Origin of the sequence: Stenotrophomonas sp. CFBP 13725 (assembly GCF_014841935.1) — a bacterium.
In the GTDB taxonomy this organism is placed as follows: domain Bacteria; phylum Pseudomonadota; class Gammaproteobacteria; order Xanthomonadales; family Xanthomonadaceae; genus Stenotrophomonas.
On sequence record NZ_JACYUV010000017.1, the window covers coordinates 37816 to 61402 of the forward strand.

Sequence of the window (23587 nt, forward strand, 5' to 3'; positions counted from 1 at the left end):
AATCTGGGTGTGGGGCAGTCAAGGTGCAGCCTGCGATCCGGCGGCACGGCTGTAATCCCAGCGACCGCTGCCTACGGACAACAGCTGATCCCGGGAATAACGGTAGGAACGCCCCTGAAGCAGGTCGTCCCATAATCTGGGTGACAGGCTGATGCGACGCTTGCCCCAGCGCTGGTGAAAGCTGCGCGCCGCGCCGCCCATCGCGTTCAGGCCGGCGTCGTCGAGAAACACGTCATTGACGATGCTGACGCGCTGCCCGCGCGGCTCGGCGCGGCTACTGATCCCCAGCACCCGCAGCTGCTGTTGCGCCAAGGCGACCAGTTGCTGGTCACTGATTGCAGATACCCGTGCCAGTTTGACGTAGGGCGCATGCGCTGCCAGCAACGAATTGACCTGCGCGGTGCGCGCAGCGGTCAATGGCCCGCTCAGTACAACCTCCGGCCGGACCGGATCGTCCAGACGGACCACCACCAGATCCATTCCAGCGCTGATCAGCGCATCTTCCAGGCGTATTGCCTCTACGCGTCGCAGCAGGTGCACATCGTTGTGTCGCTGCGCCCGGCGGCTCGCACGTTCCCCCCAGGTACGTGCCGAGGCCGTTTCGCTGAAGGCGTAAAGATGACCGTCATTTCCGGCCGCGACCGCGTAATCAGCTGGCGCGTTGGACAGAACACTGGCCAGCCCACGCGCACGAATCTCAGGCTGGTGCAGCCAATGGAACCACGCCGCCAGCATGCCGGCGACCAGCAGAACGCCGATACCGAACAGGACGACAGGCGCGCGCCGACGCCTGGCTGACGACGCAGGCGGCGTCGCAGCAACCGGGCACTCAACCAGAAATGCCGGAGGCACGAAGGCGAGCACCGCTTCGGACCACGCGGCATGCTGAGTGCGTACGGCGAAATGGATGCCAGCCGCCTGCAGCGGTTGCTGCAGCGGTAACGTGCGCCATGTCCATGCAGCCGACTCATCAACCCGCTCACCCAGCTGCAACGCCTCTTCGCTGGATGGCGCCACTACCGCGAACGCTGCCGTCGGCAGGTCGGCGGGAATGAAATAGGCCCTTTCATCCGCCTCCAGCAACTGTGCGGCTCGACCGTTGGCGAGGTCTTCCTGGCGCCCTACGTGGAACAGGGTTTCGCCGTCGGACACATTATATTCGACGCCGCTCAATGCGCCCGCAAGAATTCTCAGAACATACGACATGGGATATACAACAGACCGATGATGTGCCGTGGTTGGCGCGGATCATTCTGTCGGCCAGTGTGCGGTCTCGATATCAGCAGAGTTGTAAAGCAATGACTCTCAGCGCATCGCTTCAGTAAGCGTAACGCTGCTGTATAGCGCGAACGTAAGCCTGTGTTTCGGCAAACGGCGGAACCTTGTTTCCATGACGACGTACACTGCCCTCGCCCGCGTTGTAGGCAGCCAATGCAAGATCGAGATCCTGGTTGAAATGATCCAGAAGCCAGACAAGATAACGCGCACCACCGCGCAGGTTCTGCGCCGGATCAAAGCGGTCGCGCACGCCAAAACGACGGGCCGTGCCGGGCATGAGCTGCATCAACCCGACCGCGCCGGCAGGCGAGACCGCTCTGGGATTGAAAGACGATTCCTGGCTGACCACCGCCTGCAACAGCGCGACGTCGATACCGACTTCATCCGCGACCTGCTGGATCAGCGGACGCCAGCGTGTGGCGGCTGACGCCGGTGCGTGAGGCAGGTTCGCTGCGCGGCGCGGGGCCGAGGCATCAAAGAAGCGCAGCCCCAGTGCGGGCTGCTCGGCCACCACCAGCCGACCATCGGCCGATAGGCCGGCGTAGATGGACGCGGCCTGCACTGATGAGGCACTGGCACCGAGCGCAATGCTTGATGCCAGCGCCGCCTGGATCACGCTGCGGTGCATTGCAGCCGGCGCACGGCGGACTCCAGTTCGGCCACTGTACGGGCCCCCGCCAACGCCTCGGCGGTGATCACCACGCCGGTGCGCTCTTCAATCGCTACGAGAAGATCCGCGATTTCCAGCGAATCCATGCCCAGATCTTCGACCAGCCGGTCGCCGGGGCGGATGTCCGCCACCGCGACTGACCCGGTGACGACGGCGATCAACGGCCGCAGTCCCGTGACCGGTGTGTCAGGTCCCCGCATCTCGTTTCTCGTTACGCAGATCGGAGGCATGCTGGCCGAGCGGGATCGGCCCCGCCAGACGCGTGAGCGGCGAAGTGCGTTCACGCTGACCGGTGCTGCCGACGGGTCTGGTGCTTCTATTTTTTTCCTCATCGGTTTCATTCTGAACTTCCGAGATCACTTGCGGCGAAGGCGGCTGGACAGTGACCACCTGCTGCGCAGCCATATACCGTGGATTCCGCTTCAAGTCTTCCATCAAGTTCCCGTGCAGGGGATGTACAGAAGCACCATGTAGCCCGGAGCTGTGCGGCGGCGGTGGCGGTGGGTTGTCTTCGCGGAGCTGCGCGTCATCCTCGATGTCCACAGCCTGGTCAACCGGCGCATCGCTGCCGGCTACGATGTTTTCGTCGACCTCGACATTCTGCTCCAGCGGTTGCGGCTCCAGCGCATCAACCTCAGGGCATGCCGGGGTCGGTGGAGACACCAGTTCTACCGCCTTGTTGGGCCGCGGGTCTTTGATCCCTTGGAAGTACCAGCCGTCCTGATTAACGATATTTCTCGCGCTGTTGTCGTTATGAATAGTCGGCATCGGTATCGCAGTCAGCACATCCCTCAGGTGCTTGACAAAGTCTTTGACCGGCTCGGCGGCCTTGTCTGCCGGCGGCCGCTTCGGGTTGTCAGCGGCCTGCGCCAGCTGCGGCAACAACGCGGTGTCCTGCAACAATCCGCTTGCATCCGCGTCTTCAAGCCGTTTGGTCAATGCCGAGAATCCTTGGGCATTGATCAGATCCGCCAGGCTCCGGCGCAGCACCTCGGGAGGCAAACCGGGATTCTTTTTCGCCACCGCCGCCTGAAGCGCGGGAGTCTCATCAGCCAACAGGCGATTCTGGAGGGTCGCACGCCCTATCGTATCGACCGTCTTCTGAATGGTGGATCTAAGCTCACTGAGCTGACTGAATGCATCGCAGGCGAAGGCTCGACTGACACCGGAGTAATCACCTTTCGCCGCGTCCAGGTAGTTGTCCAGCTTCTTTTCCAGACCTCTGCAAGCCAGTCGATCAGCTTTCACTTCCGGCATGGCGAGCAGACGGCAGGCGTCGATGACAGCGGTGCCTCCCAGGCTGGACGCCTGCCGTACCAGCAGCTCATTGATGCGGCTACATGGCACGCCCAGATCTTTGAGGATATCTCGCGCACACTGCTCGCGCGTCACAAGCGAGGGTGGCGTCTGGGCCTCGCTGGGCAGCGTATCTGACGTCAGCGCGGCCGTCTTATCCAACGGCTCATTCATTGCGGGGTGTTCGGTGTCCCAGCGCTGCAGCACCGAAGCGAGTACTTTCTCGATATCCTCCCCGTGCTGCAGTTGGTACAGGCCCGACTGCGCCCCTGAATCAAGCGGATGCGCGCGCTTCGGCAGCTCCCGATAGTCGGCGCGACCCACGCCACTGTTGTCTGTGCCCGGGTGCTCACCCTTGCCATGGCTGAAACCATCGGGCGCGTTCACATCAAGATCAAGCCCGCTGTCCACGCTCTCGGTCGACCCGCCACCCTGGAAGGTGCCAGACATGTTTCCCTGGGGCGACCTCGGCACGCTTTTATCAGGGGCTCGCAGATCGCTCATGGACGCACTGCGTTGCAAAGGCGACGCGTTCCCCACAGTGACCTTGCGGAAACCGGCCTTGCCCTGCTGCTCCGGCCAAGCCTGGCGAAATTTCGCATTGAACGAAAGTGGATTTGCTGTAGTAACAGTCATTTCTATTCTCCTGTCAGCCGGCCATTGCCCGAATGAACGCTTGATCCGCATCGGTGACCGCAGTGATGGTGCTGCTGAGGATCTTCACCAACGAATCCCACATCTGCAGCTGCCGCTGGTACTTTTCCGGAAGCGCGCGGTTGATGAAATTGAAACGTTCCATCATCACTTCTTTCTGCGCCATCATTTCATTCAGCGCACTCGCGCTGATGGGACCTACTTTCCGGGGAAAGACGTGTGTGAGTGAATCGATCAGGCCCGTATCGATACTGATCTGCCAGCCACCGCCAGGCTTGACCTTAACGACGGTCAGGCCCTCGATACCCAGCTCAGCGAGGAACTGCTTCGCTGCCGCCTCAGTGCCGAATACCTCACCGAACCCCTTGTTTTTCCAGTCGGCCTTCAGCTTGTCCAACCTCGCGCGCAAAGCGGTGAAGTTGACGTTGACGTTACCGTCCTTGTCCGGTGTCCCAAGATTGGCCTTGAGATCGGCCAGGATATCGGTCAGCTCTTTGTAGAAGCCGACGTATCCTGCAAGTAGACTGCTGTATTTACGGATCCACTCACTATCAAGCCGGCCTATCAGGTCGGCGATTTCCTTGAAGAAATCACTGTGTGAGCCCCCTGCTCGCTGCTCGGCAACTTCGATTTCATCGACCGACAGCAGCCCGGCCAGGATTTCCCGAGCCTGCTGCACGATGCTCTGTGCCTGCGCATCGCCGGAATCTGCGTCAGCTATGGAGGGCCACGGCGAATGACACAGGGCGTCGAGGGTCTGTTCGCGTTTCTTGACCAGGAACAGTGCTTCCTGACGGATCGCAAGCTGAAGCATCGACTCCACTTTGGCAGCAGGCAGGCTGCTGTGGGCGTGCGTATCGAGAAAGGCCAGCAGGGGCGACGAGCGAACCCGCGTTGAAGAGGGCGCTCGCTCGCTGGTGACTTCCATCAATACGTCTGGCCCGGCGCGAAAAGCAGACGGTGTCGCAACAGCTGCGGGGATAGGACTTGATTCGATTCTCATGGGAAGCTCAATAAGGTGAAAGGTGTAGCGCGGCAGCGCGGCTTGGCCCGGATGAAGACACGCGTGATCACCGACCCATGTTGCTGATGACGTGCTTCACTCCGTCTTGGTTTTCCTGCTCCAGGTTGACCAAGGTGTTGAACGTCGCCTGCTGGCTTTCATTGCTCTTGTTCGCGTCCTGGTTGATCTTGCTGCCGAGTTCGACCTCGATGTCCTTGTTGATGCGGTCACGTTCGGAATCCACCGTATGTGCGGTGGCCTGCAGATCAAACGGCGATCCGGCGACGGCGCCCACGCTCATGCTGGTCTGGGTGACTGCCTGGCCGGCGTTGGCCACCACGCCGATCTGGGTGTTGTTGACGGCAAATTCGGTCTCGTGCACTGCGGCGGTTTCCTGCAAAGTCTGCGGACGCTGCCGCAACGCCTCCACGTGGGGCGGACGCGCGCTGGGACCGGCCGGTGCGTTGTTCATGCCCACAGCCGTCTGGCTGTTGGCACGGTTGGCGCTGGCCGTGGCAGCATCAGCCGTCGCCTTGTTGGTGCGCAGGTTCTGCACGCCCTTGTAAGCGGCAGCCCCACCCAGGGCGACGCCGCCGCCGGCCATCAACCCGCCAACCACAGCGGCAACTATCTTGGTGGACTGCGTTGCTTTCGCCGATGCCACCATGCTGCCGGTCATCGCGCTCACCGACTGCTCGGCCAACTTCACCATGGCCACCGCCTGCTCGCGCTGACTGGCCCCCATCTGCATCAACAACGCCACCAGCAGCAGGATGTAATCGGTGCGGGTGCTGCTGCCCAGACCCGACGTCAGCTTCTCATCCGGCAGTTGATCCAGTTCGTCCAGCAGCGCACTTGCCTCCGGCAAATCGCGGCGCAGCGCATGCAGGTCCTCACGGGTAGGCAGAGCAAGCTGCCCATCGGATGTCGCCAATCCGATCAACCGCCGGGACTGATCGACCACCTGCACGGGGTGCATACCATCTGCGGCAGTGTCGGCCGCCGAGACTGCTGCAGTCCGGTGCAGCACGGCAAACGCCTCGGCGGTCGCACCCGGCACCATCGCCGGATGCTGGCCAGCGATCAGCGGCAGCAACGCGCCCAGCCCAGCGAAACCGGCCACGGACGCGACCGGCTCGGCAAGCTCCGGCGCGGAACGGCGCGGAGGATCCTGCCGCGACCCTTCGATCTGCCGGGTCGCCATATCGGCGGCACGTTCGGCCTGCGCCTCGTCCTGCGCTGACGGTTTCGTAGCGGTATTCGGTGCGAGGGCGAAGCGCTGCAGCGCGGGCTGCAGGATGGAAGTTATCTGTGCCATTGAAAGTGTTCCTTGGGGAATTGAATGAAGTGACCGCGCTCAGGCGCGGTGGCGCACATGGCCGATGACGTGGGCTGCTGTCTCTGCGCGGTCCTTCTGGACCTCGCTCATCTGCGCCACCAGTTCAAACGCCAGACGATGCGTACGGCTGCCTGCTTCCGCAATCATCCGCATCATGTCCTGCAGCACCTGATCGCCGAACAGGCTTTCCTGGATCAACTTCAACAGCTTCTTGACCTCGATCATGATGCCGGCCACAACCACCTGGCCGACGCTGTGCACGGTCTGGCCGACAGCACCCGCCAGCTGGGCCAGAAACTGCATGACTTTGGTCGCCTGTTCGATCATCCGCGCCGTTGACGCCACCGTGCTGGCGGCCGTCCTGCCTGCGGCCGCCACATTGCCGGTAACCACCATCGCCGCAATGATCGCCACCATGACCACTACCGTAGCGGCGATGGATCCGATCTGCTTGGCCAGTGCCTCAGGGACCCCGAATGCGACCAGCGCTGCAGAGATGCCCTTGCTCACCTGCTCGACTGCCATACCGACAGCGCTCACACCCGTGGTCATGCCGACAATGCTGTCAATGGTGAGCATCATGCCCATCACGCCGCCGGCGATCAGCGCGATGTTGCCGTGCAACGCGCCCACGACGATGGCCCCGATGCTCGCGATGGCACCGACCGCCGCGCCGATCCAACCGAATATCTTGCCGACGCACCCGGTTTTCTTCTCTGCATCGCGCGCGCGCTGCAGTTCTTCTTCGTGCTGGCGAATGCGTTCCTGTTCTTTCGCCTGCCGCGCCTTGATGGTCTGGATCGTGAACTCGCTCATGCTTTTCAGGGTGCTGTCGGCGTGCTTGCCCATCAGCTGACTGATGACTGCCATCAGCATCGTGAGCGTGTCGCTGGAGTTCAGTTTCCGCTCTGCATCACCCGTAGCCGTTGGCTGGCCTTTATTGAAGCCGCGCAGCCTTTCTTCCTGCTCATCCAGGTACCCAAGCCGGACATCAAGCAACGCGACCGCTTCGTCCAGTGCGCTCGACGCGGCGTCGAAGCGACCCTGCGCCTCTTGCAGTACCTGGCGCGCTGAAGCGAGCTCGGCCTGCTTCTCTGCATGTGCCGGATCGGCAGGGTCCAGTTCATCCAGCTCGCCCTGCAACCGCTGGACGTGTTCACGCGCCGCCTCCAGCGCGCCTTCCTGGGCGCCTGCTTCGGTTGCCGCTGCGCCCGCGGCCTCCTGCGCCGCCGTCGCAGCATCCAGGGCTGCTTGCATCGCCGCTGACAGGTCTCCAGCGTGCTGTGCACGCCCCTGCAGCTGAGCGCGGTAAGCCTGCAGCCTCTGCTCCATCCGGCTGGATCGCTGGTCGGAAAGAAGTTCCTGCAGATTGCCCAGCAACAGAGTGAGCAGGCTCTCAGGGGACATACGCCTGCCCTCGTCCCCCGCCGCACGGTAAAGTCGGGCGAGGTCTGGCGCGCGCAGGGTAGCGGCGTCCTTTTGCGCCTGGGTCGCCCCTTCGGCACGGGGCGCACTGGCTGCGAAGGTAGCGAACAGTTCGGCACTTACCCGATCAACCTGCGCGGGGGAAACTCCGGCGCCAAAGCCCTTCGCTGCCTGGATGGCGGACTCGTGGCCGCTACGGCGGAACACCAGGGGGAGCGGCGCTGGCGCGGGTGAAAGGGGCATGCTCATGGGAAATCCTCTTGCTGTGGCGCTCGGCTGGCGCAGGACCGGTAAGCCGGTCCGCTGCATCGCGGGGCTGTCAGGGCGACGGTTGGTTCAGATGGCCCAGTATCCCGATGGCAGACCGACACGGCTTTCAGTTTCCATCCTTGAATGCCGGCTCTTCAGGCGGTGGCGTACGGATGACAAGGCGTGGAGTTCACCCCTCGCCACTGGAGCCGGTGGAATCTTCTGAACCAGGTTTACGGTCGCCCTTGACCGCCTGCAGATAGGCCTCGGCACGGGTGCCCAACTCGCTCCCCGCCGCCCGTCCGGCGACGGCTTCGAAGCACTCGCGGGCCTTGCGCAGCCGACCGAGCGCCAAGTGGCACTGGCCCACATGGAACATCGGGCGATCGTCGGTCAGATCCAGGGCCTGCGCGACCGCGTACATGCCGATGGCTTTCTCGTATTCGCGCTTGAGATGCAACACGGCACCCATGCCCAGCGCGTAGTCGGCGTTGTAGAAGTCATACAGGCACAGGAACCGGAAGAACGCTTCCGCCTCGTCCAGCTGTCCGTTCTGGTAGAAGCGGTGGGCAATGGCATACACGCCTTCGAGGGTGTCACGGGTTACCCCCTTCAGGTCCGCAACGGTCGCTCCCTCGCGCAGGCCCTCCATGATCATCCGGGTCATCTCGCTTTCGTCGGCTGCCGCTGTCGGGGCGCGGGTGGGATCGTGGTCAATGGTCATGTAGTGCTCCAGTTGGTGGGCGGTGGATACTCAGTGGGACAGAGGCGGCGGCGGCGGGTCGTCGTCCGCGTCGGGTTGCCCGGCACGCTCCACGTCGCGCAGCCAGCGCACGATCTGCATCACCGGCTCGATGCTGCGGTCACGCACGAAGCGGTAGCGTCGCGTGCTGAAGTAGATGGCGCGCGCCAGCCTCACATCGCGCACGACCGGTACACCGTTGGCTTCGGCCAGCGCGATCACCTTGCGCGCGCGGGCGCCTCGCTCGCGCACGGCCACAAAGGGCATCGGCATGTCGTCATCCATCAGGAAGATGCCGATGGCGATGTGGGTCGGGTTGGCCAGCACGACCGTGGAGCCGCGGGTATCGGCCTGCACCTGTGCGGACAGTTCGTCGTTGACTTCCTGCCGCCGCTGTTTGAGCTCGGGTTTGATGTCGTTTTCCTTGTTCTCCCGCTTGACCTCGTGCTTCTCCATCTTCATTTCCCGGATGAACAGGAAATGGTCCAGCCAGCCGGCAAGCAGATACACGGGTGCCAGGGCGAGCAGCAGGCCCAGCCCGAACATCATCGCGACATGTCGCCACAGCGCGGCCAGCTGGGTGTCGCTGGCATGGATCTGGCTGAGGACATCGGGACCCCACAGCGCCAAGGCCAGCCAGGCGAACAACCCGCAGCACACCAGGTAGAGGACGCTGCGCAGCAGATCCTTCAGTACGCGGAACGAAAACAGATTCTTGAAGCCGTTGACTGGATTGAGCTTGTTGAGGTCGAAACGAATGGCCTCGGAGGCGATCCTCCCCTTGCTCATCCACAGCGAGCACAGCACCACCGCCACCGCGGCGGCCAGCAGCGTGGGCGCCAGCGCCAACAGGAATGCCCGCAATGCCGCCAGGACGGCCGCCGTTGGTGTGATCGCGAAACCACCGCGCACGATGTCCACGTACAGCGTTGCCAATGGCAGCAACGAGCTCAGCAGTCCGATCGCCGGCAGCCCTGCCCACAACACACTGGCGGCCACCAGGTCACGGCTGTTGAAGGACTTTCCCTTTTTCGATTCCTTCTTGAGTCGCTGAAGCGTCGGCTTCTCGGTTTTCTCGCTTGCACCGGAGCTCACGGCACATCGCCCGGAACGAGAGCACGCAGTACCGGATACTGCCGCCACAGGGCCGGCACCTGCTCGGTCATCGTCAGCATCAGGTACAACAGCATCGCGGCGAACGCGATGACCGACTTCACTGTCAGCGAAACCGAGAATGCATTGAGCTGCTGTGCGAACCGCGAGATGACGCCCAGCAGTATCTCCACCAGCAACAACAGCAGCAGTACCGGGGCCGCCATGCGGATCGCGGCGGACAGCACGATATCCATGAAACCATGGATGCTCGGCAGGTCGGGCAGGAAGCCGCCGCCCATGGGCACCAGCACATAGCTGCCCTGGACCGCTTCAAGCAGGGGCACCAGCCCACCGGCCACCAGGAAGACGACCGCACTCATCATCTGCAGCAGGTTCGCCATCTCCGTCGCTTCCACGCCGGTAAGCGGGTCGAGCATCGCGCCGACGCCGGCACCGCGCTGGGTGTCGATCACCGAGCCGATGGCATGGAAGACGTGATACGGCAGCGCCAGCATCACGCCCAGCACCGTACCGATCAGGGCCTCGCGCATCGCCGCCAGTCCGAGGGAGGGCATGTCCAGCGGTCGCTGTATGGTCTCTGTCACCGGCCACAGGCCGATCAGTACCGCCAAGGCCAGGACGACTCGCAGCATGCGCGAGGGCATGGCCCCGCTGGATAGATAGGGCAGCCAGGCGAAGCAGGCCAGCAGCCGTGCCAGACCGAGCGTGGCTGGCACGGCGTGGTCGCCTATTGCCTGCATGAACGCAGTGTCCAGCGGGGTCAGGCCCATCAGCGCTACACCCCCAGCGCGCGGCCGAACACCAGGCTGCCGAAGTCGATCAGCGTGCGCGACATCCAGCCCATCATGACCAGCACGGTCAGCACCACCGCCAGCATCTTCGCGCCGAACGGCAGCGTCTGCTCCTGCAACTGGGTCACCGTCTGGAACAAACCGATGAGCAGGCCCACCAGCGTCGCCACGATGACCGGGCCGGCTGACAGCAACAGCACCAGCATCAGCGTTTTGTTGCCGATGTTGATCAGTTCGTTCATTGCAGCGCTCCGTTGCCGCGGGCGCTCACGGACAGTGCGCGCGTCATGCCGGCACGTCCAGATATTGCAGCACCAGTCCCTGCGACAGCAGGCTCCAGCCATCCAGCACCACGAACAGGATGAGTTTGATCGGCGCGGAGATGGTCACCGGGCTCATCATCATCATGCCCAGAGCGAGCAGGATGCTGGAGACGATCAGGTCCACCACGATGAAAGGCAGATACAGGTAGAAGCCAATCAGGAAGGCGTCCTTCAGCTCACTCAGTGCGTAGGCAGGCAGCAGCGCGAACAGCGAGCGGTCCTCGGCTGCCGTGTCCGCAGCAGGTACGTCTGCGCCGTCGGTGACCTGGGCGCGCTCGAAGAAGCGCAGCAGTTCAGGATCGGCGTGACGTGCCAGGTAGGCGCGATACTCCCCCAGGCTGCTGTCGAGGAAATCGGCGGTCTCCTGCACCGTATTCAAGGGCTGTTCGAGCTCCTGATAGGCGGACTGCACTGAACTGACGATCGGATGCATGACATAGAACGCCAGGATCAACGACAACGCGTTGATCACCATGTTGGAGGGCACCTGCTGCAGGCCCAGCGCATTGCGGATCAGCGTGAACACCACGCTGAACTTGATGTAGCAGGTTCCCACCGCGACCACGAAGGGCAGTACCGCGGCGGCGGCCAGTATCGCGATCAACGACACATCGTTGTTGATGTGCATGACGCTCATGTCAGTCTCGGAACCTGCGCAAGCTGTACGCCCAGCTGATCACCCACCTGCACCAGCGCACCGGTGGCGATGCGGTGCCCGTTGTGCACCAGCGCGACCTGCTGGCTTGCCTGCTGAGGCAAGGGCACCACGCTCCCCTCGCGAAGGCCGGCCAGCTCACCCAGGGGCAGGGTGAGGCGGCATAGCTGGACATGCAGCTCCAGCGGCAGGTCATTCAGACCCTTCATATCCAGCAGCGGATCGTCAGCGTGCAGGCCCGGGTCGGGCACGTCGAGGTCAGGGTCGAAGGGAGAGTGGACGATGGTCACGGTGAAAGCATCCGTATCAAGGGTGAAGTCGAACAGCGGGCAGGTGCCGCGCCATGCGCGAAGGACCGGCGCGGGAATCAGCACGATGTCGCCGGACCGCAATCGACGCAGTCGGCGCGGGGTGATGCTGAGTTCGCCGAGCTGCAGGCGGATGGGCACCTTCAGACCGACCGGGAGGGGTAACGGCTGACGCGCGGCGGGAAGTGGACCGGTCAGCGATTCAATCCAGACATCCCCTTCGGCAGCCAACACGCGGGGCAACGGTCCCGATGCCAGGCCCTGGTTGTCCGGAGGCAGCGGACGCGCGGTGGCGTAGTCGAGAACGGCATCGACGAACTCCAACGGGCGGGCCACCGCGGTCAGTCCTGCCAGAACCTGCGGCGCCATGGCAGACCAGTCGAAACCACCAAGGCCAGGAAGGTGCACGGCCGCCCACGCGTTTGCTTCGACACGGCACGTCATGCGCAGCGCACCGGAGTTCAGCTGGAATCGCAGGCAGGGCGTCGCCGGCGGCTGGCTGGCGACGCTACGCACGCCACTGAGATGCAGTGACTGCAGCAGGGTCTGGACGTGCAGCGCCTGTGGATCGACCACGGCCAGCGAAGGAAACCGCTGGCTCATTCCTCATCCTCCGGCAGGCGAGGCACGTTGCCACGCTTTTCCCGATCATCGTGGGCGTCATCCGCGCGATGGATCTCTACCGTGCCTGGCACGCCGCCATCGCGGGCAGTCAGCGCGCCGTCTACTGCGCGCTGGGCGGCGTCACTGCTGCTGCGCAGCGTGATGGCCGCCGGTGCGGTGCCCGGCACTGCCGTCGGCATCCACGTTGCGGTGACCTGGTGACCTGGCCCCCAGCTGCTGAAAGGTACGGTGACGCTGACCGGACGGTGCAGGGTGGGCAGCTCCTTCAGCTCAGCTATCGATCTGAACGCGGTGCCGGGGGTCCGCGTGCGGGGGGCTGCGTGCGCTGACACGGTGGATTCCCGCGCAGTGGACAACGTGTCCACCAACGACGTGAGCGGCAATGCCGGGCTGCGTGCATCGGCCGGCTCGCGCAGGCGGTGGTCCACCGTTGGGGGCGCAACCGTCTCAGCCACGTCCGGTGACAGTGCTGCAGGTGCGGGGACGGGTGCTGCGACGATGCGTTGTGCGGAGGGTTCCCCGATGACAGGCGGGGCATCTGGCAAACGCTGCGGGCGTGCCGATCCGTCGGACGGTCGCGTCGGCGCGTCGGCAACCGGAGAGGGCAACGGGGATGGAGATGGAGACGGCGTATCAGGGAGGCCGGACGTGACGACACCCACCGGCTGGGCTGTGTCAGCACGCCTGCCCCGCATGGTGTCGTCCCGCACCGGGCCGGCTGCTGTGCCCTTGGGCATGCGCAGGGGAAGTTCGCCGCGCTGTTTTTCCCCCTGCTGAGGGGGTATGGAAGAAAGCATCCCTTCGAGCGTGGTGGACACCACCGTTCCGACAGCGCAGGGGGCGGATCGTGGACTCAAGCCATCCGGCAGTCGTCTTGCCTGCGCGGTGGCCAGGAAGAGATTGCCGTCCACTGTGATGGAATCGGCGGGCTTATCTTCGGCTGCCGGTTCCATGCCGTCGTCGTCACGACCCGTGCGGTCCTCATCGTCAGGCCCGGAGACGACGGCTTGCTCCCGGATACGACGCAGCAGCGGCACGACGGAGATATCCGGTGCGGAGCGGTCAAGGTGATCAGGAGCGCACGGAGAATTCAGCGCGGGGAGCGGCGTCGACATGCGATTTCATCCAGTGTCTGAGTGTGAAGACGGCTCTCGCGGAGCCGGTTGGTCGCTCGGCGCTGCTGCGCATGCCAGTGCTCCAGCTTTTTCTGCTTCCGGTGCTGCAGCGCAGCCCGTTCACGCTGCACGCGCTCTGCGGCGTCGCAGCGCGTGGCGTCGGCCTCCATGTCGCCGGCGGCGTGGCCCGTTTCCAGTGCATGGGCCCTCGCTACCGCGAGCACCCGCAGGCGATCAAACAGCAGGCTGCGGGTCAGGCCGTCTTCCGGTTGCAGGGTAGCCAGGTGCAGGGTCTGCTCGGCGGATGCGCGGAGCGCGGCGGCTTCTTCGCGACGTTGTGCCGCCGCTCGCTGCTGCGCCTGCGCCGACAACAACGCGAGCTGGCGCTGGGCCTGCTTGAGCTTGCTCAACCGCAAGCCACGCGCGTCAACGGGCGAGTTCATGCAGGGCTCCCAGCGTGTGCGGCAATGCGCTTCGTTCATGCTGCCCCTGACGCAGGAAAGCATGCAGTGCGGCTTCGCTGGCGACCGCCCTGTCATACACAGCGCTGACACCCGGCGTGTACTCGCCCAGGTCGCGCATCAGCTGCAGGTCGTCCAGCGTCCCCAGCAGGCCACGCACGCGGCCGGCCGCCTGCTGGTGCGCAGGGTCGGCCAACGTGCCGAACAGGCGGCTGCCACTGCGCAGCACGTCCAGTGCAGGCAGGTGACCCCGTCCGGCCAGCTGACTGCTGAGATACAGGTGTCCGTCCAGCAGCGATTTGACTTCTTCACCAATCGGGTCGGCGTCCTGCTCGTCTTCCAGCAGCACCGTATAGAACGCCGTGATGCTTCCCTGCTCGGTGCGCCCGCTGCGTTCCAGCAGGCGCGGCAACGCCTCGAAGACCGAGGCCGGGAAGCCACGGCGTGCAGGCGGCTCGCCTGCACCCAACGCAAGTTCCCGCAATGCGCGTGCGTAGCGGGTCACCGAGTCCATCACCAGCAGCACGCGGGCGCCCTGTTCGCGGAAGTGCTCGGCGATGGTGGTGGCAATCAGCGGTGCCTGGCTGCGAAGCGCCGGCGCGGTGTCTGATGTCGCCTGCACGACCACGGTACGTGCGGCCTGCGGGGAACGACGCAGCCGCTCCACCAGCGTCGCCACTTCGCGGCCGCGTTCGCCGACCAGTGCGATGACACTGATATCGACGTCGGCATTGTCCAGCAGCATCTCGGCCAGCGTGGTCTTGCCTGCCCCTGCGCCAGCGAAGATGCCGACGCGCTGCCCCTCGCCACAGGTCAGCAGGCCGTCGATCGCCCGAACGCCGGTGCACAGGGGAGTGTCGATCGACCGGCGTTGGCGGTAGTCGACCGCAGCTCGGTTGATCCGGCGTGTCATCGCATGCGACAGCACCGGCGCCGAGAAGCGTTCGACCTCGTTGCCCTCGCCGTCGAGGACGCTGCCCAGCACGTGATCGGACAAGGTCAGCATCGGGCCACGCCCCGTCGGCATCACCAGGCACAGCGCGGACAATCCCGCGCTGTCGCGCAGCAGGCCGATGGAGGCCATCCCATGCTCGACGGCCACGACGGTGCCCAGGCCGGCGCAGGAATCATCCTGCGCACTGCTCTGCAGTCGGCAGAGCTCACCGATCGCCACCTGCGGCAACGGCGCGCGCAGCATGGACCCGATGATCGCCGCAGGATGTGCGGCGGGGCGCCAGGGAGACCGGAGCAGCGTCATCGGATGGCCTGCATCCGCGCCAGGCATTCGTGGAAGTCCTGCAACGCCTCGGCCAACCGCGACGGCTCGATCACGTACTCGGGGTGCAGCATGCCACCTACCCGCCCATCTGCGCGGAGCACCATCGCACCGGCGTCCCAATGCCCTACCGGGCGGATCACCTCGGCCAACAGCGGCTCGGCCAGTACGCTGCGTGCCTGTTCACTGACCTCCTCGATCATGCCCCATAACCAGACCTGCTCGCCGTCACGGGGGTCGAGGTAGATATCGCCGACGTCATCGAAAGACATGACGATGGTGGAGTGATCGTCGAACTGATAGTCGCCGGAGTTGGCGCCAAGCTGGTCAAGTGCCTGGCAGAGGGTTTCTTTGAGGGTCATAGTGATCTCACGACATCAAGGGAGACGGCATCGGATACTTCCGAGAACGACAGGACCGAGAGACCCGGTAGCCGGTTCTCGACGAAACGCTTCACGAAACGGCGCACGTCGGGTGCCACCAGCAGCACCGCCTCGGGGCGGTTGGCCAGCAGGGGCTCGAAGACGATCACGATGCGATCCAGCAGCTGTTCGGACTGTGCGGGGTCCAGATTGAGGAATGCGGCGCCCTGGCTCTGGCGGATGCCTGCACGCACCAGCTGTTCGGTGTCCGGTGCCAGCAGTACGGCCGCGATGCGGTCGTCGCGCGCGTGCTGCGATGAGATGTAGCGCGCCAGTCCGCCGCGCACATGCTCGACCAGCAGGATCACATCCTTCTCGCGCTGGCCCCACTGCGCGAGGGTCTCCAGGATGATCTTCATGTTGCGGATCGACACCCCTTCGCGCTGAAGGCGTTGCAGCACCTCCGACACGCGCTGGACTGGGATGTGGCGGTGCACTTCCTTCAACAGCTCGGGGAAGCGTTTCTCGGTTTCGTCCAGCAGATGCTTGGTCTCCTGGATGCCAAACAGCTCGCCGATGTTGCGCATGAGGGCGTCATGCACCAGCAGCTGCAGCTCTTCCTGATCGGTACGCGTGCCCATGCCCATGCTCTGCAGGTGTCCCTGCATGCTGGCGGGCATCCAGCACTGTGGCGGGCCACCTCCAAGCGCAGGCAGTGCGATGCCGTTGTCCAGCATCGTCAGTTCGTCGCTGTCGGCGAGCACGCGGACATGGTCGAGCACGATGTCGGCGCTCGCTGCCGTGATCTCGTTGATCATGACGACGACACGGTGCGCGCCGCCGTCGTGCTCACGCATCAACATGTAAGGCAGCTGCATGCCGGCACGCAGATGCAGGCGATCACGCAGCGTGGCCTCCACGCCTGCCTTGCTCCACGTGGCGTAATGGGCGGGAGGCAACAACAGCAGCAGCGGCACGGTCTCGTTGACCTGCTTGCCGTCGTGACCCAGCTGCTTCTGTGCGCCCGGCGCGGCCGGCCGGCCGTCCTGGCCGATCGCGCGCCCGGCGGCATCGACCTCGCCGGTGCCTGCGGCCGCTTCCTCCCGTGTGCGCCACGCTGCCAGCGCGAACAGGCCTGCCGCCAGGGTCAGGAAGATGATCAGCGGGAACCCGGGCAGCAAGCCGAGCAGCAGCAGCAAGGTGCCGGCGATGACCAGCACCTTCTGGCTGCTGAAGAGTTCCTTGATGATGCTGGCACCGAGGTTGCCCTCGTCGCCGCCGACGCGGGTCACCACGAAGCCGGCACTGATGCAGATCAGCAGGGCTGGGATCTGTGCGACCAGGCCATCACCGATGGTCAGCAGGGTGAACACCTTCAGCGCTTCCTGGAAGCCCATCCCGTGCTGCAGCATGCCGACGGCAATGCCACCGAACAGGTTCACGAAGACGATGACGATGCCGGCGATGGCGTCGCCCTTCACGAACTTCATCGCGCCATCATAGGAACCGTAGAGCTGGCTTTCCTTTTCGACTTCGCGGCGGCGCAGCTTTGCGCCAGCCGCATCGATGGACTCGGCGCGCAGATCGGCGTCGATGCCCATCTGCTTGCCGGGCATGCCGTCGAGCGAGAACCGTGCCACCACTTCACCAATGCGCTCGGAGCCTTTGGTGATGACGATGAACTGCACGATGGTGACGATGGCGAAGATGACGAAACCGACCACCAGATTGTCGGCCACCACGAACTCACCGAAGGCCGACACGATATGACCGGCATCGGCGTCCACCAGGATCAAGCGGCTGGTGCTGACCGACAAGGCAAGCCGCATCAGCGTCGTGAACAGCAGTACCGACGGGAACGTGGAGAAATTGAGGATGCGCTCGACGTAGAACGAGCTGAGGAAGATCACGATCGCGATCAGCAGGTTGACGCCGATCAGAAGGTCCACGAGGAACGTGGGCAACGGAACGATCAACATGCCGATGATCACCGCCATCAGCACGACCAGCGCCAGCTCGGGTCGCAGCAGGGTCCGTGCCACCTGGCGCAGGCCGTTGGCCGGATGTTGCAGCGCGGCCATCAGACGGCCACCCAGTGGCGGCTGCCGTTACGCTGCTGTTCCCGCTTCAGCGCGGCCGACAGCAGATCCTCCACCTCATCCAGTGCTCGCACCTGCTGGTCAGGGGCATACCAGAGGCCATGCGGCACGGATTTCAGAAAGCGCCGCAGCCCCTGCGCGAGGCGCACCTTTTCTTCGCTATCCAGCACCCCGGCCACCTGCACGAAGACGGCATCGAACATCGGCTGCAGCCCGCCGCCGTTGCGGATCATGCCGAACAGGGCGATCAGCAGGTCGGGCTGGCTCACCCCTATCCGCGGCATCATGGCGGCGTCCCAACAACAGGCCAGCAGCAGGTGATCAGCCGAACGCAGGGTGGTGATCTGCCGCACGCGTTGCAGCAGCTGGCCGAACTCCACCCGCGAGCAGGACGGATCCAGCGCATACATGTCCGCCGCCATGGCATGTTCGATGAAGTCCACCACGCGGCTGCGGCGTTCAAACCCGTACAGCGCGATCCATTCCTCGTAGCTGTCCAGCGGCTCGCCGTATGCCAGGAACTCCCGGTAGGTCTGCCGAAGCTGCACAGGCGTGGCCGCCAAGGGTTTCGCATGCAGACGCGCCTTCAGCGCGACGTTCAGGCCGGCACGGACCGCACGCCCCTGTGCGTCCCGTCCTCCCAACAGTTCCTGCTCCAGCTCGGCCAGTACCTGCGCGAGGTCTTCCAGCTCCTGGCTGGAGCGCAGCGTGCGCAGGGCCGCCACCGCATCGCTCGGATCGGCGAACAGCTTCATCAGCAGGGCGCGCAGTGCGGCCACGTCCACCGAAGCGAGCTGGCGCACCTGCAGGCGCAGCGCGGCCAGCTTCTCGGGGCCTTCCGGATCCAGCACATGGTCCAGCCATGCCTGCGCGTGCGCCGGTGCCTCTTCGGCATCACGGGTGCGGTTCCGTCGCATGCTGGACACCAGACCGGCCAGATCATCGTTCATCGCCAGCGCCTGATGCAGCGCACTCGCCTGCCGCAGGTCGCTGCGGCGGGCGGCCGTCGTCGACGAAGCAGGCTCCTCCTCAATCATCGGCGCTGCCACAGGCAACTGCCGAGCACGCGGCGGCAAGGCAGGGGCGCGCACGGCGCCCACGTCAATCTGTGCCATGCAGAGCCTCCCGCACGCTGCCGCGGACACGCTCGAGATGCGCCGGCAGGGGCAGTGCAAGATCATCAAGGGCGTTGAACCCGGCGCCAGGCAGCAGATCATCCGGTGTCCGCACCCGGGGCTGGATCAGAAACACTCTGACCAACTCCTGATGGCGATCACTGCGGTGTCGGAACGCATTACCCAGGAACGGAATACGGCCCAGACCGGGTATCGCCGTACGATCCCGCGCCTGCTCGTGGCGTGTGTAGCCGCCCACCAGCAGGCTGAGGTGGTGCGGAACCCGGGCCACCGTATCGATCGTGGTGCGATTGATCACCGGCAGTCCTTCAACTTCCTTGCCACTGGAGGTGCCGTCTTCGATCTTCAGCTGCATTTCCACTTCGCCTTCCGCGGACACGCGTGGCAGCACGCTGATCAACGTGCCGTAGGTCACGGCTTCCAGCGAGGCGGCGCGCTCGGACTGCAGGCGCGCGTAGAAGGTGCTGTTGCTGTCGAAATGGGCGAGCACGTTCTCCTGGGTCAGCAGCACGGGGCGTGACACCACGCTGGCGTGCCCGCGCTCGGACAAGGCAGTCACCGAGGCAAGGAAGCGCTCGCCATCGAGGGTGGACGTGGCGCCGTTGAAGCCCAGGCCCAGACGACCGCCCAGACCCACCTGGCCGCTCCACTTCACGCCCAGCGCGTCCAGCTGTTTCTTCTGGACGTCGATGATCCACAGCGAAAGCTCTACCTGCTTGCGCGGCAGATCCAGCTCGGCAACCAGCTGCTTCACCTTCTGGATGCCGGACAGTGTGCCGCGCACGATCAGACTGTTGGTTTCCGGGTAGGCGACCACGATGGTCGGCGGCGACGCGCCGCCGGCAGACGCGCGCGTTGCGCTGCGCCGTGCGTCACCTTCCACGGCCACGCCCTGTCGCGTGGCCACGGCGGCGTCGCTGCTCGGATCCTCGACCAGCGCGTCGGGCTCGGGTCGTCGCACGATGATGTTGCTGACACCGGAGTCGGTCAGCACGCTGGCCAGCACCTCGGCCATGCCGGGCAGCGTGGTATCCCAGCTGCGCATGCCATACCGCCGTCCCTGCGCGAAGCTGTTGCGCAGCGTGATCACTTCCACATGTTCAGCACGTGCATCGGCCCCCCGATACAGCTCGTCGAGGTAGCGTGCTGCATTGAGGACGATCTCCACATACATCGGCGAGCCGGATACGTAGAACGTCCCATCGCCCGCTGCACCACGCAGTGCATGCCGGGTGTCGGCGAGACGGGTACGACGCAGGAAATCTTCCAGCACCGCCAGCGACGCATGTTGCATGTGCCCCACGGCGTTGCGGGTTTCGCTGGCGTCGTGCACGTACAGGGTCTGGCCGTCGCTGTACCAGATCAGCCCGACGTCGCGTGCGATCTGGTCGAGCAGTGCACGCGGCTCGGTCAGGTTGAAGCTGCCTTGGATACGCTTTTTCTGTGCCCTGGAACTGACGATCACCGGCAACTTCATCTGCGCGGCCACCGACTGCAGCAACAGGCTGACGCCGTCGCCACGCGACACGAAGGTGGTGTCCGCGGAGAGCTCGCCGCGATGGCGGATAGGGGTGTTTTCCAGTGGAATGTCCGCGGTTGTCTGCGACTGGGCAGACAGCGGCGTCAGCAGCGTGCTGGTCACCAACAGGGCGAACAGGGACAGGGTGCGGCAGGTAGGGTTCACAGGGAATGGACTGACTGGTAGATGGAGCGCGGCGACCTGCCGAGCAGGGATTTGATCTCGCTGCAGAAGTGCGAAGGCGAGGAAAAGCCGAAGTCGGAAGAGAGCCGGGTGAAGGTCTGCCCGGTATCGGCATAGCGATACAGCACGCGTCCCGCGCGCAGCAGGCGCAGCTGTTCTTTCAGTGAGCGGTCGAACGCTTTTCGACCGATGCGGCGGAACTGCGCCACCGACAATCCATAACGGTCTGCCAGCTGCTGTACGCCAAGATCCGGGTGCTCCAGTACGAAGCGCACCAGCTGGTACGGTTCGCATACGGCCCATGCCGAAGCGACCTGGGCGACGTTCTGGTCACCGCTCAGCAGGTGTTCCATCAGCCAGTCGCGGGCGACGGCCGCATCGCGCAGGTCACGCGCGGTCGACAGCAGGGCCGGCTGACGCCTGTCCTGCGGCAGCGGACGCTGCACGTCCATGCCGTGGTCATGGAACGCCAACAGGCGGCTGAGGCCACTGCACACGGGATGCGGTTTCCACCCCGTGCCCCCCAAGGTCAGGGGCCGATTACCCGCACACACCAGCAGCGTGTTGCCGGCGGGCAGCAGGTGTAGCTGGCGGGCGGCCGCGGAGCTGGCTCCGATACGGACGTGGGCCGGCTCGTTGCCGGCGACGAGCAGCACGGACTCGTGGCGCGGCAGCAGCTGCAGGAAGGCCGATGAAGGGCTGCGTGATGCTTGGGGAGGGGAGGCAGTAAGCGGCATGACGCTGATGGTGTTGCGTCAGCGCGTGTCGGGCTATGAGCCGAATTGCGATTTTTCTTACAGATTGCAGCGAGGCGTGACAGGCCTCTCCTGCCACGCCCCCTGATAGTGCACTGCGCCCCGCTGTGGTGGCGCGTGTTTACAGCTGTGCGAGCGATGCCACCGCATCGAACCGGTCGGCAAGCCGCTTCAGCAGGGCCAGGCGGTTGCCGCGTACCGCCAGATCATCGGCATTGACCATCACCTGGTCGAAGAACGCATCCACTTGCGGCCGCAGGCGCGCCAGGCGCTCCAGCACGCGGATGTAGTCCTTCTGCTGCAGGCTCGCACCGGTATCGTCGATGGCGGCGGCGACGGCTTCGGCCAGCGCGCGTTCGGCATCCTCCTGCAACAGCGCGGGATCGATCTGGCCGGGAATGTCGATGTCGGCCTTGCGCAGGATGTTGCCGATGCGCTTGTTGGCTGCAGCGAGCGCCGGGGCTTCCGGCAGCGACGCAAACGTGCCGATCGCGTCGATGCGACGATCAAAGTCGTACAGCGATGCCGGCTTCAGCTCGGCCACGGCATTGAAGTGCGCAGCGGGCACGCCCTTGTCCGCGTAGTAGCCACGCAGGCGTTCGAGGATGAAGTCGTACAGTTCACCGATATCGGCCTGAACGTTGCGCGGGGCCAGGGCGGCGTTGGCCTGCGTCAGCAGCGCGCGCAGGTCCAGCTCGAACCCGCTTTCGATGATGGTACGGGCCATGCCGAGCGCGTTGCGGCGCAGGGCGAAGGGGTCCTTGTTGCCGGTCGGCTTGAGGCCCGCGGCAAAGCCACCGGCCAGGGTATCCAGCCGCTCCGCGATGGCCAGTACCTTGCCCAGTGCGGACAACGCGATGTCGTCGCCACCGAACCGCGGCTGGTAGGCCTCGTCGATGGCCAACGCGACGTCGGGCGACTCGCCGCCCGTCACCGCATAATGCCGGCCTGCGATGCCCTGCAGCTCCGGGAACTCATTGACCATGCGCGACTGCAGATCGTTCTTGGCCAGCTGCGCCGCACGCTTTGCCAGCACCGGGTCGGCACCGACCTGCGGCGCGATGGCTTCGGCGAGCGCGACGACACGTGTGACCTTGTCCGCCACGCTGCCAAGCTTGGCCTGGTAGGTCACGGTCTTCAGGCCGTCACCCATGGATTCCAGCCCCTGCTTCAGATCTTCGTCGAAGAAGAACTTGGCATCGGCGAAACGCGGACGGATCACCCGCTCATAGCCCTTGGCGACTTCGGCCACGTCCTTGGACTCGATGTTGGCGATGCCGATGAACTTCTCGGTCAACTTGCCGCCATCGTCCAGCACGGGGAAGAACTTCTGGTTGATCTCCATCGTCTCGATCAGCGCTTCCTGCGGTACCGCCAGGAACGCGCGTTCGAAGCTGCACAGCACGGCCGACGGCCACTCCACCAGGTTGACCACCTGGCCGAGGTTGTCATCGGTGATGCGGGCGCTGCCACCCGCTTCGGCGGCTGCCGCCTGCACCTGGGCGACGATGCGCTCGCGACGCTCCTGCGGGTCCACGAGCACGAAGGCCGAACGCAGCGATTCCACGTAATCCTGCGGCTGCGTCAGCCACACGGTCTTGTCGTGGTGGAAACGGTGGCCGCGGCTCATGCGGTCTGCCTTCAGGCCGAACAGCTCGGCGTCGACGATGTCCGCACCGTGCAACAGCACCAGCCAGTGCACGGGGCGGGCGAAGCCCCATGCATGGTCGCCCCAGCGCATCGGCTTGGGGATGGGCATGGCCGCAATGGCTTCGCGCAGCACCTCCGGCAGCAGCTCGGCGGTACGCGCGCCCGGCTTCACCGCGCGGTGGACGAAGCGCTCACCCTTGGCGTCGCTGGTCTTTTCCAGCGCGGTCCAATCGATGCCCGCCTTGGCGGCAAATCCCTGCAGGGCCTTGGTCGGCTGGCCGTCTGCGTCCAGTGCGATGTTCAGGTACGGGCCCAGCACCTCGCTGCGCTGTTCGGGCTGCTCGGTGCCCACGCCCGGCAACAGCACGGCAAGCCGACGCGGGGTCGACAGGGGGCGTGCATCGCCGAGGTCGAGCTCGACACCGCGCTTGCGCAGGCCGTCGACGATGCCGTCGAAGAAGGCCTGCGCCAGGCCCGGCAGGGCCTTGACCGGCAGTTCTTCAGTGCCCAGTTCGATCAGCAGGGGAGACAGATGGCTCATCGGTTCAATCCAGTTGG

Annotated in this window: 22 protein-coding genes; all 22 read right to left on the reverse strand. The window is 64.8% G+C overall.

The annotated features are described in order from the left end of the window. Positions 1–18: 18 nt before the first annotated feature. Positions 19–1206, reverse strand: a complete 1188-nt coding sequence (locus IFT65_RS17855) for a PrgH/EprH family type III secretion apparatus protein (protein WP_192082768.1) — start codon at positions 1204–1206, stop codon at positions 19–21. Between the two features lie 112 nt (positions 1207–1318). After that, positions 1319–1789, reverse strand: a complete 471-nt coding sequence (locus IFT65_RS17860; protein ID WP_342365905.1) for a lytic transglycosylase domain-containing protein — start codon at positions 1787–1789, stop codon at positions 1319–1321. Between the two features lie 101 nt (positions 1790–1890). Then, positions 1891–2148 carry an acyl carrier protein gene (locus IFT65_RS17865; RefSeq protein ID WP_192082770.1) on the reverse strand — a complete coding sequence of 86 codons (258 nt, stop codon included), beginning with the start codon at positions 2146–2148 and terminating at the stop codon, positions 1891–1893. After that, the gene (locus IFT65_RS17870) at positions 2135–3880 is read right to left on the reverse strand and encodes a hypothetical protein (protein ID WP_192082771.1); all 1746 of its coding nucleotides are present in this window, start codon (positions 3878–3880) and stop codon (positions 2135–2137) included. Before IFT65_RS17870 ends, IFT65_RS17865 begins: the two co-directional genes overlap by 14 nt. Positions 3881–3893: 13 nt before the next feature. Then, positions 3894–4901, reverse strand: coding sequence for an IpaD/SipD/SspD family type III secretion system needle tip protein (locus IFT65_RS17875; protein WP_192082772.1), 1008 nt, complete (start codon positions 4899–4901; stop codon positions 3894–3896). Positions 4902–4968: 67 nt separating this feature from the next. Then, entirely contained in the window at positions 4969–6219 is a 1251-nt protein-coding gene (locus IFT65_RS17880; RefSeq protein WP_192082773.1) for a hypothetical protein, read from the reverse strand. Positions 6220–6258: 39 nt separating this feature from the next. Continuing rightward, complete coding sequence (gene sctE / locus IFT65_RS17885; RefSeq protein ID WP_192082774.1) at positions 6259–7914, reverse strand: type III secretion system translocon subunit SctE; 1656 nt, start codon at positions 7912–7914, stop codon at positions 6259–6261. A 190-nt stretch (positions 7915–8104) separates the two neighbouring features. Further along, positions 8105–8638: a SycD/LcrH family type III secretion system chaperone gene (locus tag IFT65_RS17890; protein ID WP_249405212.1), complete on the reverse strand. Its 534-nt coding sequence runs from the start codon at positions 8636–8638 to the stop codon at positions 8105–8107. Positions 8639–8668: 30 nt separating this feature from the next. After that, on the reverse strand, positions 8669–9751 hold the full coding sequence (locus IFT65_RS17895) for an EscU/YscU/HrcU family type III secretion system export apparatus switch protein (RefSeq protein ID WP_192082775.1): 1083 nt from the start codon (positions 9749–9751) through the stop codon (positions 8669–8671). Then, the gene (gene sctT / locus IFT65_RS17900; RefSeq protein ID WP_188325481.1) at positions 9748–10542 is read right to left on the reverse strand and encodes a type III secretion system export apparatus subunit SctT; all 795 of its coding nucleotides are present in this window, start codon (positions 10540–10542) and stop codon (positions 9748–9750) included. Before sctT ends, IFT65_RS17895 begins: the two co-directional genes overlap by 4 nt. Positions 10543–10547: 5 nt before the next feature. Beyond that, positions 10548–10805 carry a type III secretion system export apparatus subunit SctS gene (gene sctS / locus IFT65_RS17905; protein ID WP_188325482.1) on the reverse strand — a complete coding sequence of 86 codons (258 nt, stop codon included), beginning with the start codon at positions 10803–10805 and terminating at the stop codon, positions 10548–10550. A 43-nt stretch (positions 10806–10848) separates the two neighbouring features. Next, entirely contained in the window at positions 10849–11523 is a 675-nt protein-coding gene (locus IFT65_RS17910) for an EscR/YscR/HrcR family type III secretion system export apparatus protein (RefSeq protein ID WP_274602826.1), read from the reverse strand. Further along, positions 11520–12452 (reverse strand): FliM/FliN family flagellar motor switch protein, encoded by a 933-nt coding sequence (locus IFT65_RS17915; RefSeq protein WP_192082776.1) that lies wholly within the window; start codon positions 12450–12452, stop codon positions 11520–11522. Before IFT65_RS17915 ends, IFT65_RS17910 begins: the two co-directional genes overlap by 4 nt. Next, positions 12449–12901, reverse strand: coding sequence for a hypothetical protein (locus IFT65_RS17920; RefSeq protein WP_192082777.1), 453 nt, complete (start codon positions 12899–12901; stop codon positions 12449–12451). The genes IFT65_RS17915 and IFT65_RS17920 overlap by 4 nt, the downstream gene beginning before the upstream one ends. Before the next feature lie 662 nt (positions 12902–13563). Next, the gene (locus IFT65_RS17925) at positions 13564–14031 is read right to left on the reverse strand and encodes a hypothetical protein (protein WP_192082778.1); all 468 of its coding nucleotides are present in this window, start codon (positions 14029–14031) and stop codon (positions 13564–13566) included. Beyond that, positions 14015–15307, reverse strand: coding sequence for a FliI/YscN family ATPase (locus IFT65_RS17930; protein WP_192082779.1), 1293 nt, complete (start codon positions 15305–15307; stop codon positions 14015–14017). The genes IFT65_RS17925 and IFT65_RS17930 overlap by 17 nt, the downstream gene beginning before the upstream one ends. Next, entirely contained in the window at positions 15304–15687 is a 384-nt protein-coding gene (locus IFT65_RS17935) for a hypothetical protein (protein ID WP_192082780.1), read from the reverse strand. The genes IFT65_RS17930 and IFT65_RS17935 overlap by 4 nt, the downstream gene beginning before the upstream one ends. Continuing rightward, complete coding sequence (locus IFT65_RS17940; RefSeq protein ID WP_192082781.1) at positions 15684–17768, reverse strand: EscV/YscV/HrcV family type III secretion system export apparatus protein; 2085 nt, start codon at positions 17766–17768, stop codon at positions 15684–15686. The genes IFT65_RS17935 and IFT65_RS17940 overlap by 4 nt, the downstream gene beginning before the upstream one ends. Continuing rightward, positions 17768–18901: a type III secretion system gatekeeper subunit SctW gene (sctW, locus tag IFT65_RS17945; RefSeq protein WP_192082782.1), complete on the reverse strand. Its 1134-nt coding sequence runs from the start codon at positions 18899–18901 to the stop codon at positions 17768–17770. The genes IFT65_RS17940 and sctW overlap by 1 nt, the downstream gene beginning before the upstream one ends. Further along, complete coding sequence (gene sctC, locus IFT65_RS18780; protein ID WP_192082783.1) at positions 18888–20606, reverse strand: type III secretion system outer membrane ring subunit SctC; 1719 nt, start codon at positions 20604–20606, stop codon at positions 18888–18890. The genes sctW and sctC overlap by 14 nt, the downstream gene beginning before the upstream one ends. Then, the gene (locus tag IFT65_RS17955; protein WP_192082784.1) at positions 20603–21361 is read right to left on the reverse strand and encodes a helix-turn-helix domain-containing protein; all 759 of its coding nucleotides are present in this window, start codon (positions 21359–21361) and stop codon (positions 20603–20605) included. Before IFT65_RS17955 ends, sctC begins: the two co-directional genes overlap by 4 nt. 139 nt (positions 21362–21500) lie before the next feature. Then, positions 21501–23570 carry a glycine--tRNA ligase subunit beta gene (glyS, locus tag IFT65_RS17960; protein ID WP_192082785.1) on the reverse strand — a complete coding sequence of 690 codons (2070 nt, stop codon included), beginning with the start codon at positions 23568–23570 and terminating at the stop codon, positions 21501–21503. Between the last annotated feature and the right edge of the window lie 17 nt (positions 23571–23587).